Consider the following 14614-nt stretch of genomic DNA (forward strand, 5'->3'; position numbering starts at 1 on the left):
CTGTGACTCAGACCATCGCCCCCCGAGTCCGGACCGTGGTGCTGCTGCTCCTGGCCGCGGCCTGTGCACTCCTCGCCGGCGCCGCTCCGGCCTCCGCACACGCCGCGGTGACCGGCAGCGACCCCGCGCAGGGGGCGGTGGTCGACAAGGCCCCGGCCCGGATCTCGCTCACCTTCTCCGAGCAGGTCGCGATGTCCGACGACTCGCTGCGCGTGCTCGACCCCGAGGGCAAGCGCGTCGACGCGGGCGAGCCGTCCAACGTCAGCGGCACGACGTACGCCGTGCGGCTCCACTCCGGCCTGCCCGACGGCACCTACACGGTCGCCTACCAGGTGGTGTCCGCGGACAGCCACCCCGTCGCCGGTGCCTACACCTTCTCCATCGGCGCCCCGTCCAAGACATCCGTGACGGTCTCCGATCAGGCGACCGACGACGGCGTGGTCGGCTGGCTGTACGGCTTCGGACGGTACGTCTCCTACGCCGGGTTCATCGTGATGGCCGGCGGCGCCGCCTTCGTACTCGCCTGCTGGCCGCGCGGCTCCGGAGTGCGGCCCGTGCAGCGGTTCGTCGTCTCCGGGTGGCTCACGCTCACCGCCGCGACCCTCGCCCTGCTGCTCCTGCGCGGCTCCTTCACCGGCTCCGGGAAGGTCGCCGACATCTTCGACCTGTCCCTGCTCGGGCAGGTGCTCCAGACCAAGACCGGCGCGGCCCTGGTGTCCCGGCTGCTGCTGCTCGCCGCGGCGGCGCTGTTCATCGCCGTGCTGTTCGGTGCTTACGACAAGCGCGAGGACCCCCAGGAGAAGCGGGACCTGACCTTCGGACTCGCCATCGGCGGCGTCGTCGTGGCGGCCGGGCTCGCCGCGAGCTGGGCGATGTCCGAGCACGCCTCGGTCGGACTCCAGGCGGGCATCGCCATGCCGGTCGATGTCGTCCATCTGCTCGCCGTCGCCGCGTGGCTCGGCGGGCTGGGCGCGCTGCTGGTCGCCCTGTACCGGGCACCCGCCGACGCGCCCGTCGACGCGTCGGCCGTACGCCGCTTCTCCCGCGTCGCCTTCGGCAGCGTCCTCGCACTGATCGCCACCGGCACGTACCAGTCCTGGCGCCAGCTCGGCTCCTGGTCGGCCTTCACCGACACCCGCTACGGACAGCTGCTCCTCGCCAAGATCGCCCTGGTGGCCGTCCTGGTCGGCGTCGCGTGGATCTCACGCCGGTGGACGGGACGGCTGGCCGAGACGGTGCCGGCCTGCGCGGAGCGGGAGAAGGCGCGCGTCGGAGCAGGGGCTGACGCCTCCGGTGACGCGGAACCCGACATGACCGGCGATGACCGGACCGACACGGGCACCGAGGCCGACACCGACGCCGGCGAGCAGCCCGATCCCGGGCCCGCCGACACCGAGCGGGCCGCGCAGCTCGCCCGGCAGCGGGCCGCCCGGGACGCCGCCCGGCAGAAGCGGCTGCGGGACGCCGACCCGAACCGCTTCGGCCTGCGCCGCTCCGTGCTGGCCGAGGCCGGCATCGCGGTCGTCCTGCTCGCCGTCACCACCGTCCTCACGCAGACCGAGCCGGGACGCACGGAGCAGGACGCCAAGGCCGCCACCTCGTCCTCCGCGTCCACCTCACCCGACACGGGCGCGTCCGGGGCCCTGACCCTGAACATGCCCTTCGACACCGGCGGCGAGAACGGCAAGGGCATCGTCACCGTCGACCTCGACCCCGCACGCGTGGGCGGCAACGAGATGCACATCTACGTCGAGCGGCCCGACGGCCGGGCCTTCGACATCCCCGAGGTCAAGGTCGACTTCACCCTGAAAGCCAAGGACATCGGGCCGCTGCCCGTCGTCCCGGACCACATCGCAACCGGACACTGGTCGGCGAACGGAGTGCAGATCCCCATGGCCGGCGACTGGAAGGTCGACGTGACCGTGCGGACCTCCGACATCGACGAGGTGACCGTCTCCAAGAACGCGCAGATCGGCTGAACCACCATGGCTGACCAGTCCATTCCGGAAGCCCGCACTCCCCGCACCGCCCCGGCGCAGACCGAGGCGGTCCCGGCCGACGAGGGCATCTCACGGCGACATCTGCTCGGCACCGCCGGTGCCACCGGGCTCGTGCTCGGCACGGCAGGCGCGGCCGTCGGATACGCCGCCGCACCCAGCGAGGCCGCCGCTCCCCTCACCTCGCTCGGCACCGACCGGGCGATGTTTCACGGGAAACATCAGCCCGGCATCACCGACGGCCTCCAGGCCCGCGGTCACCTCGTCGCCTTCGACCTGACGGCGGGCGCCGGCCGCAAGGAAGCCGCCGCCCTGCTGCGCCGCTGGTCGGAGACGGCCCGGCGGCTGATGGCGGGCGAGCCAAGCCCGCACGAGGACACCGACGTGGCCCGCGACGCCGGCCCCTCGTCGCTGACCATCACGTTCGGCTTCGGCCACAGCTTCTTCGGCAGAACCGGCCTGGAGAAGCAGCGGCCGACCGCCCTGGACCCGCTGCCCGAGTTCTCCTCCGACCACATCGACAAGAAGCGCAGCAACGGCGACCTGTGGGTGCAGATCGGCGCCAACGACGCCCTCGTGGCCTTCCACGCCCTGCGCGCGATCCAGAAGGACGCGGGCTCGGCGGCCCGGGTCCGCTGGCAGATGAACGGCTTCAACCGCTCGCCGGGCGCCACCGCCCACCCCATGACGGCCCGCAACCTGATGGGCCAGATCGACGGCACCCGCAATCCGAAGCCGAGCGAGGCCGACTTCGAGCAGCGGATCTTCGTGCCGGAGAAGGGCGAACCGGCCTGGATGGCGAACGGCTCCTACGCCGTCGTACGCCGGATCCGCATGCTCCTCGACGACTGGGAGAAGCTCTCCGTCAAGGCGCAGGAAGACGTGATCGGCCGCCGCAAGTCCGACGGGGCGGCGCTGTCCGGCGGCACCGAGACGACCGCGATGGACCTGGAGAAGACGGACGCCAAGGGCAACCTCGTCGTCCCGATCAACGCCCACGCCCGGATCACGCGGCCCGACCAGAACGGCGGCGCCGCGATGCTCCGCCGCCCGTTCTCCTTCCACGACGGCATCGACCCCGACGGGGTCCCCGACGCGGGTCTGCTCTTCATCTGCTGGCAGGCCGATCCGCTGCGCGGCTTCGTGCCGGTGCAGCGCAAGCTCGACCGCGGCGACGCCCTGTCGCAGTTCATCCGGCACGAGTCGAGCGGGCTGTTCGCGGTGCCCGGTGGGGCCGCCGAGGGCGAGTACGTGGGACAGAAGTTGCTGGAGGGGTGACGGTTGGGCTCTGTGCGGGTTGTGGGGGATAGCGCTTCCGCGAGCCCATTAGGGTGAGGTCATGCCAGCGAGCTATGCGTATCTCGGCCCCGAGGGCACCTTCACCGAAGTCGCCCTGCGCACGCTTCCCGAGGCCGCCACCCGGGAGCTCATCCCGTACGTGTCCGTCCAGTCCGCGCTCGACGCGGTACGAACCGGCGAGGCCGAGGCCGCGTTCGTGCCGATCGAGAACTCCGTCGAGGGCGGCATCACCACCACCCTCGACGAGCTGGTCGCCGGCGCGCCGCTGATGATCTACCGCGAGGTGCTGCTGTCGATCACCTTCGCGCTGCTGGTCCGCCCGGGCACGAAGCTGTCGGACATCAAGACGGTCTCCGCCCATCCGGCCGCCCAGCCGCAGGTGCGCAACTGGCTCAAGAAGAACCTCCCGGACGCCCACTGGGAGTCGGCCGCCTCGAACGCGGACGCCGCCCGGCTGGTCCAGGAGGGCCAGTACGACGCCGCCTTCGCCGGCGAGTTCGCGGCCGCCCGCTACGGCCTCGAAGCCCTGGAGACCGAGATCCACGACGCGGAGAACGCCCAGACGCGGTTCGTGCTGGTGGGCCGGCCCGCCCGGCCCGCCGCGCCGACCGGCGCGGACAAGACCTCCGTCGTGCTGTGGCAGCGCGACGACCACCCCGGCGGCCTGCGCGACCTGCTGGGCGAGTTCGCCACCCGCGGCATCAACCTGATGCTGCTCCAGTCCCGGCCCACCGGCGCGGGCATCGGCAACTACTGCTTCTGCGTCGACGCCGAGGGCCATATCTCCGACCGCCGGGTGGCCGAGGCCCTGATGGGCCTCAAGCGGATCTGCCTCCAGGTGCGCTACCTCGGTTCCTACCCGCGCGCGGACATGCAGCCGGTGGAAGTCCAGCCGCCGCGGCTGGGTACGTCGGACGACGAGTTCGTGGCGGCGGCGGACTGGGTGGCGCGGTGCCAGGACGGCCGGTTCTAGAACCGGTTCCCGGCGGGCTTCAGGCTGGTCGTACCTGGTGATTGTCGTTATCCACAGAAGTTATCCACAGGTCCGCTTCTCGACCTGGGGACAAGTCGACAACGAAGCATGAGTCCGTCGACAAATCGCCCTACAGGCCCCTGATGTGTCCATCGGCGGGCAGGTCACCCTTCGTCCACCGTTTTCCCTTGCGTAACTCTTTGGAGTGACCTATTTCCACTCGAAAGTGAGGGTAGAGCAGGTTTGTATCGGGAATTCTTCGGCGCGGACGGGCCTTCCGGAGTGATCAATTCCGGAGTCCACAGATCTTCCACACAGCCTGTGGATAACTCTTCGGCGAGTGTGAACCCCTGTGGACAACCGAGCCCCAAGTCCCCCTCCCCGCAAGGGATTCGAGTCAATACAGCGCCCTGCGGATGCCTCGTTCCGGGGAGAGGTGGTCGGTTTATTGACACTCCGCGCAATTCCCCCATAACGGTACGTAAGCCACAGCCGCAATAGTGAGTCGTGGGCGGTCATCCCACACCGGTAGCCTTGAGCACGTGATTGACCTTCGCCTGCTCCGTGAGGACCCCGACCGTGTGCGCGCGTCGCAGCGCGCCCGTGGAGAGGACGTCGCGCTCGTCGACTCCCTCCTGTCCGCCGACGAGCGGCGCAGGTCGTCCGGCGTCCGCTTCGACGAGCTGCGCGCCGAGCAGAAGGCGCTCGGCAAGCTCATCCCCAAGGCCTCCGGAGACGAGAAGGCCGAGCTGCTGAAGAAGGCGGGCCAGCTCGCCGCCGACGTCAAGGCCGCCGACGCGGACCGCGACGGGGCCGCCACCGAGACCCAGGAGCTGCTCCTCAGGCTCGGCAATCTCGTCCACCCGGACGTGCCCGTGGGCGGCGAGGAGGACTTCGTCACGCTGGAGACGCACGGCACGATCCGCGACTTCGCCGCCGAGGGCTTCGAGCCCAAGGACCACCTGGCACTCGGCCAGATCCTCGGCGCGATCGACGTCGAGCGGGGTGCCAAGGTCTCCGGTTCGCGCTTCTACTTCCTGACGGGCGTGGGCGCCCTGCTGGAGCTCGCCCTGGTGAACGCGGCGATGGCCCAGGCCACCGCGGCCGGATTCACGCCGATGCTGACCCCGGCCCTGGTCCGCCCCCAGTCCATGGCGGGCACGGGCTTCCTCGGCCAGGCCGCCCAGGACGTCTACCACCTCGCCGACGACGACCTCTACCTGGTCGGCACGTCCGAGGTGCCGCTCGCGGCGTACCACATGGACGAAATCCTCGACGCCGAGAAGCTGCCTCTGCGCTACGCGGGCTTCTCGCCCTGCTTCCGCCGCGAGGCCGGCTCGCACGGCAAGGACACCCGGGGCATCTTCCGCGTGCACCAGTTCGACAAGGTCGAGATGTTCTCCTACGTCGCTCCGGAGGACTCGCAGGCCGAGCACCAGCGGCTGCTGGAGTGGGAGAAGCAGTGGCTGACCTCGCTGGAGCTGCCGTACCGCGTGATCGACGTGGCGAGCGCCGACCTGGGCGCCTCGGCGTCCCGCAAGTTCGACTGCGAGGCGTGGATCCCGACCCAGGGCAAGTACCGCGAGCTGACCTCGACCTCGGACTGCACCGAGTTCCAGTCCCGCCGCCTGTCGATCCGCGTCCGTGAGGGCAAGCAGGTCCGCCCGCTGGCCACGCTCAACGGCACGCTGTGCGCCGTGCCGCGCACGATCGTGGCGATCCTGGAGAACCACCAGCAGGCCGACGGTTCGGTGCGGGTGCCCGAGGTGCTGCGTCCGTACCTGGGCGGCCGGGAGGTCCTGGAGCCGGTGGCCAAGTGACCACCGCCGGTTTCCCGTACCAGCTCATCGCGACCGACCTCGACGGGACGCTGCTGCGTTCCGACGAGTCGGTGTCGTCCCGCACCCGTGACGCGCTCGCCGCGGCCACCGCGGCGGGCGCCGCGCACATCGTCGTCACCGGCCGCGCGGCCCCGTGGACCCGGCACATCCTCGACGACCTCGGCTACCAGGGGCTGGCCGTCTGCGGCCAGGGCGCGCAGGTGTACGACGCCGGCGCCCACCGGCTGCTGACGTCGGTGACGCTGGACCGGCAGCTGGCCGGGGTGGCGCTGGCCAAGATCGAGGCGGAGGTCGGCCCGCTGTATCTGGCGGCGAGCCGCGACGGCCTGGACGGCGAGGTGCTGGTGGGCCCCGGCTACGCGGTCCACGGCAACCTGCCCGCGACGCCGTTCACGGACGCGTCGGACGTGTGGGCTGCCCCCCTGAACAAGCTGTACATCCAGCACCCCACGCTGTCGGACGACGAGCTGTGCGAGGTGGCCACGCGCACCGCCGGCGGTTTCGTCACCGTCGTCATGGCGGGCAAGGGCATCGTCGAACTCCTGCCCCTGGGCCTGTCCAAGGCGACCGGCCTGTCCCTGGCGGCCCGTCGGCTCAAGGTGAAGGCGGCCGACACGATCGCCTTCGGCGACATGCCCAACGACATACCGATGTTCGCCTGGGCCTCCTACGGTGTCGCGATGGCGGACGCCCACGAGGAGCTGAAGGCGGTGGCCGACGAAGTGACGTCCTCGAACGAGGAGGACGGGATCGCGGTGGTGCTGGAGCGGTTGCTGGGCTGAACCTCGGGCCTGTCGCTCAGTGCCCGGCGGTGCTCGGCGGAGGATGCACGGATCGAACGTGCGCGGGCTTCCAGCCCGACCATGACTCGCTTTTGATCGAACACAGCGCGAGCCAGTGCCTTACCACTCGGCCAATCCTCCGGGTGGGCGGCCCACGCGAGTGCGATTCGCGTGCTCGAAGCGGCCGCCCCGGACAGCTCCCCTTACGGGGCGGGTTCTACGGAGAGGTAGCGACTACTCCGGAGCCCGCCGCGGGCTGCCCTGAAGGGAGCTGGACGTACTGCCGTGCATGGACATCGTCCGGCTCCTCTCCCAGAAGTGGCGCCGGACTTCTCGCCCGGCAGGGACGACAACTACTCTGCCCCGCCGGACGAATTGGGCGCCACTGAATAAATCGGCGGCCGGACCGGCTAGCGCCGGCGCCACCTGCGCCTGCGGGCCTTGCTGAAGAACCAGCCCGCAGGTGGCTCGTCGGAGCGCCAGGGCTGTGGCTCGGGCTCCTCGCGGCGCCAGCGCTCGGCGAGCATCCGGGCGCGGGCGGACGGCTCGGAGGTTTCGGCGGAGCGTATGAAGTCCTCGTCCAGGACGACGCCGTCGAGGTCGTCCCGGGCGTCGTCCCCGGATCCGGACACGTCCCCGGACCCGGACGCAGACTGCCTGTGGTCGTCGTACTGAGCCCTCTCGCCCGCCATCCCCGTCCCCTCCCAGCCGTCCAACTCCCGTGCTTTCACTACACCCTGTTTGCCCAGTGTGCCCTGACAGAGGTGAAGCCCCCGTCAAGGCCGGGGCACGTCACTCCTCGCCGGCGAGTGTCAGCGAACGCAGCTTCTGACCGGCGTACCAGGTGGCCAGAGCCGTGACGGCCACCAACAGGACCATCGCCGTGGTGAGGCCGACGTCCGAGGTCACCATGTCGGCGCCGGACACCTTCTGGGCCACGGCCAGCGCCCACTGCTGGACGCTCAGCGTGCGCGCGCCCGGCACCAGGGAGCCGAACAGGGCCTCCCAGACCAGCGCGTAGACGAGCCCGAACACCACCGCGTGCCGGGAGACCGTGCCGAGCAGCAGGAACAGGGCCGCGTAGGCGATGGACGCGACGAGTGCCGCCACCGTGTAGGCCACGGCGATCTGCTGGCCGTTGCCGTTCAGGATGAAGCCCGCGATGAGCGTCGGCACCGCGGAGAACACCATCGTCACGGCGATCGCGACGATCAGCTTGGTGAAGATGATCGTCGGCCGTTTGATCGGCTTGGACAGCAGGTACACCACCGAGCCGTCGTCGATCTCCGGCCCGATCGCGCCGGTCCCGGCGATGACGCCGATGATCGGCACCATCGTGGCGAGGGCGAGGCCGCCGAGCAGATTCGCCGCCGTCTGGTCGTCCGCCCCGGCGAGGAAGCGCACCACCACCGAGATGGCGATGAGCAGCAGCGGCAGGGCTCCGAGGATGAGGGCCCGGCGCCGGCCGAGCAGGGCCCGGTAGGTGAGCCGGGCGACTGTGGGGTCGTACATCAGGGCCTCCTACGCCGCGACGAGGTACGAGAAGACGGACTCGAGGGACTCGTCGGACGGCGAGACCGTGAGCAGCCGGATGCCGTGGTCCCTGGCCACCCGCGGCAGCAGAGCCGTGAAGCGGCCGAAGTCGACGGCCTGGATGCGCAGCGCGCCCTCGGCGAGGTCGACCTCGATGCCGGACGTCGACGGGTCGGCGATCAGCGCGGCCGCGAGGGCGCGGTCGTCGCTGGAACGCACCAGGTAGCGGTGCGGCCGGTCGGTCATCAGGCGTCGGATCTTGCGGAAGTCGCCGCTGGCGGCGTGCCGGCCGGCGACGACGACCTCGATGTGCCAGGCGAGTTGCTCGACCTCTTCGAGGATGTGGGACGAGAACAGCACCGTGCGGCCCTCGTCGCCCATGCGCCGCAGCAGGTCCATGAGCTGCATGCGCTGGCGCGGGTCCATGCCGTTGAAGGGCTCGTCCAGCAGGAGCAGGGACGGGTCGTGGACCAGGGCGGAGGCCATCTTCACGCGCTGGCGCATGCCCTTGGAGTACGTCTGGATCTTACGGTCCTGCGCGTACTCCATCTCGACCGTGGCGAGCGCCTTCTGGGCCGCCTTGGCGCCCAGGCCGTGCAGCTCGGCGTTGGCGAGGACGAACTCCTGCCCGGTGAGGAAGTCGTACATCGCCTCCCGTTCGGGGACGACGCCGATGTGCTGGTAGATCTGCTCGTTGCGCCACACCGGCCGGCCGTCGAGGGTGACCGTGCCGGTGGAGGGGGCCAGGAAGCCGCCCATCATGTTGATGAGGGTGGACTTTCCGGCACCGTTGGGGCCGAGCAGGCCGGTGACGCCGGGGCCGACGGTCATGGTGATGTCATTGACGGCGACCACGTTGCCGAACCAGCGGGAGACGTGGTCGATGGAGAGCGTGGTCACAGTCCCACCTTCTTGTAGCGGCGCATCAGGAGGCCGTAGCTCGCCGCGATCAGGCCCAGGGCGAGGAGGACGTAGACGACGCCCTCCGCGTTGCTCGGGCCCACCCCGCCGGGGAAGGCGGAGGTCGCGCCCAGGAACGCGGACTGCACGCCGTCGATGAGCGTGATCGGCGAGAACAGCCCGATCCACGGCACGGCGTCGCTGCTGCCCTGGGCGTCGGCGATGGCCTGGAGGGTGGAGACCGCGCCGTAGGTGATGGTCAGCACGGCGATCACGGCCGCGATGCCGAAGCCGCGGCGCGGGGTGAAGGACGCGATGACCAGGCCGATGCCGGCGAACAGCAGTGAGAGCAGTGCCACGGAGACCAGTCCTTGTGCGAATCCCTTGGTCTGGTCGGCGAAGTCGAGCTTGGCCAGCAGCGCGCCCACGTAGAGCACGAGCAGGGGACCGGCGGTGAGGATGAACAGCGCCGAGGCCAGCGCCGCGAACTTGGCGCGGACGTAGTCGGCGGTCTCGATCGGCCGCGAGAAGTACAGCGGCACGGTCTTGAAGCGCAGGTCGCGCGAGACGGACTGGGGCGCCTGCGAGGCGACGTACAGGCTGATGACCGCCTGCATGACGATCGCGTAGCGCGTGTAGTCCACGGGCAGGGCGTTGGCCTTGGTGGCGACCGCGACGGCGACCATGATGGCCGCGGGCACGCACATCACCACGAACAGCAGCATCGGCAGCACTTTGGACTTGACCGAGCGGCCGAGGCCGTAGGAGCCGCGCAGGGACTGCGAGTACAGGGAGCGGCGGGCGTAGGCGCGGCCCAGCCGGGGGCCGTCGTAGCTGCGGTAGCCGATGTTGTGGATGCGGGTCTGGTCACCCGGTGCCGGGGCGGGTGTCCCCGTGGAGTGCTCAACCGCCATGGCCGACCGCCTCCTTCCGCTGCTCGTGCTGGTCGCTGGTCGTGAAGACCTCGGAGATGTGGTGCCGGCGCTGCTCCATGCGCACCAGGCCGAGTCCGAGGTCCGCGATCACGTCCCGGACCAGGTCGTACGTCTCCTCGCCCTGGGCGGTGAGCAGCAGGATGTGTCCGGCGCCCGGCAGGCCGCTGCCGTCCTCGACGCTCACCCCGCGCGCGTGCAGCGCTTCGCGCATCGCGCGGGTGCCGTCCGGGTGCTCGTCGGTGTCGGTGACCTCGATCGCGAGGGTTGTCGTGGTCTGGGTGAAGTCCGTGGTGGAGCTGGAGCGCAGGAGCTTGCCGCCGTCGATGACGACGACGTGGTCGCAGGTGCGTTCCAGTTCGCCCAGCAGGTGCGAGGTGACCAGGACCGAGATGCCGAAGTCGGTGTGGATCCGGCGGATCAGGCCGAGCATCTCGTCGCGGCCGACCGGGTCGAGGCCGTTGGTCGGCTCGTCGAGGAAGACCAGCTGCGGGTCGTGGACGAGGGCCTGGGCGAGCTTCACGCGCTGCTTCATACCGGTCGAGTAGCCGCCGATGGGGCGGTAGCGCTCCTCGTACAGGCCGACGTGGCGCAGAGTGTCGGCGGTGCGCTCGCGCGCGGCGGTGGGCGGCAGGCCGGACATGCGCGCCATGTGGACGACGAACTCGGTGGCCGATACGTCCGGTGGCAGACAGTCGTGCTCGGGCATGTAGCCGACCCGCTCGCGGATGTCGGCGCCCTTGGTGGCGACGTCGAGGCCGAGCACTTCGGCGCGGCCCTCGGTGGCGGGGGACAGACCCAGCAGGATCTTGATCAGTGTGGACTTGCCGGCTCCGTTGGCTCCGACGAGCCCGGTCACACCGGGCCCGACGTCCACGGAGAGCCGGTCAAGCGCGGTCACCCTGGGGAACCGCTTGCTCAGGCTTTCGGTCGCGATCACAGTCACGCTTCGACGGTAGGGGCCGCGATCGTGGCGGTCGTCACTCCGCAGAGCTGTCTTAAGGTCAGCCTGGAGTAGTACGGGCCCTTAGGGGACCTGGTTCTTGGGAGTTACCACGGCCGGGAGCGCGCTGGGGACGACGCCGGGAGGACTCCGGTGACCACGCCGAGGCACCCTATTGACGACAACTCTAACAACTGCCAGATTCGCCGGATGACGTTGCTCACGGGCGCGCGGGAGCGCTGGGTGCGGACCGGCGAAGTCGAGCTGTGCGTGGCCGAGCTGGGTGATCCGGAGCGGCCGACGGTCGTCCTGGTGCACGGCTACCCCGACAGCAAAGAGGTGTGGTCCGAGGTCGCCGCGCGTCTCGCCGGGCGCTTCCACGTGGTGGCGTACGACGTCCGCGGACACGGGCGATCTGCGGCACCGCGGCCGCTGCGGGGCGGGTTCACGCTGGAGAAGCTGACGGACGACTTCCTGGCCGTCGCGGACGCGGTCAGCCCGGACCGGCCGGTGCATCTGGTCGGGCACGACTGGGGCTCGGTGCAGGCCTGGGAATTCACCACCGTCCGGCGCACCGAGGGCCGCATCGCCTCCTTCACCTCCATGTCCGGGCCGTCCCTGGACCACTTCGGCCACTGGATCAACAACCGTGTGAAGCGGCCCACCCCGCGCCGGGTCGGCCAGCTCCTCGGGCAGGGCGCCAGGTCCTGGTACGTGTACCTGCTACAGACGCCCGTGCTGCCCGAGCTGGCCTGGCGCGGCCCGCTCGGCAAGCGCTGGCCCCGGGTGCTGGAGCGCGTCGAGAAGGTGCCCCGGGGTGACTACCCGACCTCGTCCCTGCCGTCGGACGCGGCACACGGGGCCTGGCTGTACCGGGACAATGTACGGCCCCGGCTGCGCAGGCCGCGCACGGACGCGTACGCCCACGCGCCCGTGCAGATCGTGACGCCCCTGGAGGACCGGTTCCTGTCGGAGCGGCTCCACGACGGACTGGAGCAGTGGGTTCCGCAGCTGACCCGCAGGACCGTTCAGGCGGGGCACTGGCTCCCACGGACCCGTCCGGATCAGCTGGCTTCATGGATCGAGGAGTTCGTGACATCCAGCGAGAGCGGCCGGTCCCCGGTGGTGGCGAGCGGCAGGCACGCCGAGCGGTTCGGCGGGCAGCTCGTGCTGGTCACAGGGGCGGGCAGTGGCATCGGGCGGGCGACGGCGCTGGCGTTCGCCGGGGCCGGCGCGCGCGTGGTGGCCGTCGACCGGAACGCGGAGGCGGCGGCCCGCACCGCCGAGTCGTCCCGCCTGGCGGGCGCTCCCGAGGCCTGGGCGGAGACGGTCGACGTCTCCGACGAGCAGGCCATGGAGAAACTCGCCGAGAAGGTCACCACCCAGTACGGGATGGTGGACGTCCTGGTGAACAACGCCGGGATCGGACTGTCCGGTTCCTTCTTCGACACCACGCCGGAGGACTGGAAGAAGGTCCTCGACGTCAACCTGTGGGGTGTGATTCACGGCTGCCGGCTCTTCGGCCGACGGATGGCCGAGCGCGGGCAGGGCGGCCACATCGTGAACGTGGCCTCGGCGGCGGCGTACCAGCCGTCCCGGGCGCTGCCCGCGTACAGCACATCCAAGGCGGCCGTGCTGATGCTCAGTGAGTGTCTGCGTGCGGAACTCGCCGGGCAGGGGATCGGTGTGACGGCGGTCTGCCCCGGCTTCGTCAACACCGCCATCACGTCCACAGCGCACTTCGCCGGGGTCGACGCCGACGAGGAGAAACGGCTCCAGCAGCGCGCCGCCCGCCTGTACGGGCTGCGGAACTACCCGCCGGAGAAGGTCGCCGCCGCGATCCTGCGGGCGGTGGAACGCAATGACGCGGTGGTCCCGGTCACGCCGGAGGCGCGGGGCGCGCGCTGGCTGTCGCGGTTGGCGCCGGGGGTACTGCGAGGGATCGCGCGAGTGAAGCCGCCGATGTGACCCCAAGGCACTTGATAGGAAGGCCAGTTGTCCACAGAATCGCCAATTCCGCTGTGGATAACACCACTTGGCTGTGGATCAAACCTCCAGAGGGAAACTCGATCGCGTGATTCAGGTCTCTTCGGCCAGGGCCGCAGCTCGAGGTCGACCTCGAGCTGCCGACGGCGGCCCCGTCCGCGTACCTCTACCACGGCACCGTCGCCCGCGACCTGGACCCGATCCGGGCCGAGGGGCTCACGCCGATGAACCGACATGCCGTGCATCTCTCACCCGACCGGGAGGCGGCGACCCACGTCGGCGCCTGCCGTGGCAGGCCTGTCGTGCTGACCGTGGTCGCGGCCGCCACGCACTGTGACGGCCATGTCTTCCATGTGAGTCGCGAACGGTGTGTGCCTGACCCAGGCTGTACTATCTGCGCCTTCCCGGGCCTCGCTGAGGTGCTGTGCGGGACGAGCCGCTCACGGTGACTGTTTCACGTGAAACACGGGTCACCCGCAGCGCTCCCTTAGGCTCGATGCCATGAGTCTGCGTCTGAGCACCGTGATCCTCCCCTACCGCCGCTGGCAGGAAGGCGGCCGTACGTCCTGGACACGCGCCGAACAGCTCGGCTTCCACACGGCGTACACCTACGATCACCTGTCCTGGCGCAGCTTCCGGGACGGCCCCTGGTTCGGCGCCGTACCGACCCTCACCGCCGCCGCGACCGTCACCGACCGGCTGCGGCTGGGCACCCTGGTGACCTCGCCGAACTTCCGGCACCCGGTGACCCTCGCCAAGGAGCTGATCTCCCTCGACGACATCTCCGGCGGGCGGGTCACTCTCGGCATAGGAGCGGGCGGCTCCGGCTTCGACGCCACCGCGCTCGGCCAGGAGCCGTGGACCCCGCGCGAGCGTGCCGATCGTTTCGCCGAGTTCGTTCCGCTGCTCGACCGGCTGCTCAGTGAGGACGCGGTGTCGTACGAGGGCGACTTCTACTCGGCCCACGAGGCACGGAACATCCCCGGCTGTGTGCAGCGCCCCAGGCTGCCGTTCGCGGTGGCCGCGACCGGCCCGCGCGGGATGCGGCTCGCCGCCCGGTACGGGCAGGCGTGGGTGACCACCGGCGACCCCAAGCTGTACGAGAACGGCACTCCTGAACAGTCGATTCAGGCCATTCGCGGCCAGGCGGAGAAGCTCGCCGACACCTGTGCCGAGATCGACCGGGACATGACCGACCTCGACAGGGTCCTGCTCACCGGATTCACCCCGGACCGCGTCGGCCCGCTCCAGTCCCTGGACGCCTTCGTCGACTTCGCCGGCCGGCACATGGAACTGGGCTTCACGGAGATCGTGATCCACTGGCCCATCCCCGACTCGCCCTTCGCGGCGGACGAGAAGGCGTTCGAGCAGATCGCCATGGAGGCGTCGGCGCAGTTGCGCTGAGAGACCTCGGGCGGCTCCGGTGGA

The 14614-nt window shown here is 70.4% G+C and carries 12 protein-coding genes, 1 tRNA gene and 1 pseudogene; 8 read left to right on the plus strand and 6 right to left on the minus strand.

Annotated features, from left to right (window positions below):
- Positions 1-2 precede the first annotated feature (2 nt).
- The 5 genes from AOQ53_RS02880 (at position 3) to AOQ53_RS02900 (ending at position 6892) form a co-directional block, all read left to right on the plus strand.
- Positions 3-1979, plus strand: coding sequence for a copper resistance CopC/CopD family protein (locus AOQ53_RS02880; RefSeq protein WP_059414690.1), 1977 nt, complete (start codon positions 3-5; stop codon positions 1977-1979).
- A gap of 6 nt (positions 1980-1985) precedes the next feature.
- Positions 1986-3275, plus strand: coding sequence for an iron uptake transporter deferrochelatase/peroxidase subunit (gene efeB, locus AOQ53_RS02885; protein ID WP_059414692.1), 1290 nt, complete (start codon positions 1986-1988; stop codon positions 3273-3275).
- Positions 3276-3336: 61 nt separating this feature from the next.
- Positions 3337-4269, plus strand: a complete 933-nt coding sequence (pheA, locus tag AOQ53_RS02890; RefSeq protein ID WP_059414693.1) for a prephenate dehydratase — start codon at positions 3337-3339, stop codon at positions 4267-4269.
- A gap of 542 nt (positions 4270-4811) precedes the next feature.
- Positions 4812-6089 carry a serine--tRNA ligase gene (serS, locus tag AOQ53_RS02895; RefSeq protein WP_059414695.1) on the plus strand — a complete coding sequence of 426 codons (1278 nt, stop codon included), beginning with the start codon at positions 4812-4814 and terminating at the stop codon, positions 6087-6089.
- Entirely contained in the window at positions 6086-6892 is an 807-nt protein-coding gene (locus AOQ53_RS02900) for an HAD family hydrolase (RefSeq protein WP_059414697.1), read from the plus strand. Before serS ends, AOQ53_RS02900 begins: the two co-directional genes overlap by 4 nt.
- Positions 6893-6929: 37 nt before the next feature.
- Here AOQ53_RS02900 and AOQ53_RS44045 read toward each other — a convergent pair.
- The 6 genes from AOQ53_RS44045 to AOQ53_RS02925 form a co-directional block, all read right to left on the minus strand.
- A tRNA-OTHER gene (locus AOQ53_RS44045) sits at positions 6930-7033 on the minus strand.
- Positions 7034-7302: 269 nt separating this feature from the next.
- The gene (locus AOQ53_RS02905; RefSeq protein WP_078945118.1) at positions 7303-7584 is read right to left on the minus strand and encodes an SGM_3592 family protein; all 282 of its coding nucleotides are present in this window, start codon (positions 7582-7584) and stop codon (positions 7303-7305) included.
- A 100-nt stretch (positions 7585-7684) separates the two neighbouring features.
- Positions 7685-8404, minus strand: coding sequence for an ABC transporter permease subunit (locus AOQ53_RS02910; RefSeq protein ID WP_059414699.1), 720 nt, complete (start codon positions 8402-8404; stop codon positions 7685-7687).
- A 9-nt stretch (positions 8405-8413) separates the two neighbouring features.
- On the minus strand, positions 8414-9325 hold the full coding sequence (locus tag AOQ53_RS02915; RefSeq protein WP_059414701.1) for an ABC transporter ATP-binding protein: 912 nt from the start codon (positions 9323-9325) through the stop codon (positions 8414-8416).
- Positions 9322-10239: a hypothetical protein gene (locus tag AOQ53_RS02920; protein WP_059414703.1), complete on the minus strand. Its 918-nt coding sequence runs from the start codon at positions 10237-10239 to the stop codon at positions 9322-9324. The genes AOQ53_RS02915 and AOQ53_RS02920 overlap by 4 nt, the downstream gene beginning before the upstream one ends.
- Positions 10229-11197 (minus strand): ABC transporter ATP-binding protein, encoded by a 969-nt coding sequence (locus AOQ53_RS02925; RefSeq protein ID WP_059414705.1) that lies wholly within the window; start codon positions 11195-11197, stop codon positions 10229-10231. The genes AOQ53_RS02920 and AOQ53_RS02925 overlap by 11 nt, the downstream gene beginning before the upstream one ends.
- A gap of 213 nt (positions 11198-11410) precedes the next feature.
- Here AOQ53_RS02925 and AOQ53_RS02930 point away from each other — a divergent pair, with 213 nt between their 5' ends.
- The 3 genes and pseudogenes from AOQ53_RS02930 to AOQ53_RS02935 all read left to right on the plus strand — a co-directional run bounded on the left by AOQ53_RS02930 (position 11411) and on the right by AOQ53_RS02935 (position 14590).
- A complete protein-coding gene (locus AOQ53_RS02930; RefSeq protein ID WP_059414707.1) occupies positions 11411-13168 on the plus strand; it encodes an SDR family oxidoreductase in 1758 nt (585 codons plus the stop codon).
- 128 nt (positions 13169-13296) lie between these two features.
- Positions 13297-13648, plus strand: a pseudogene (locus AOQ53_RS42610) (RNA 2'-phosphotransferase); the annotation flags it as partial.
- A 39-nt stretch (positions 13649-13687) separates the two neighbouring features.
- A complete protein-coding gene (locus AOQ53_RS02935; protein WP_059414708.1) occupies positions 13688-14590 on the plus strand; it encodes an LLM class flavin-dependent oxidoreductase in 903 nt (300 codons plus the stop codon).
- Positions 14591-14614: the final 24 nt, after the last annotated feature.

This window comes from Streptomyces azureus (assembly GCF_001270025.1).
Classification (GTDB): Bacteria; Actinomycetota; Actinomycetes; order Streptomycetales; family Streptomycetaceae; genus Streptomyces; species Streptomyces azureus.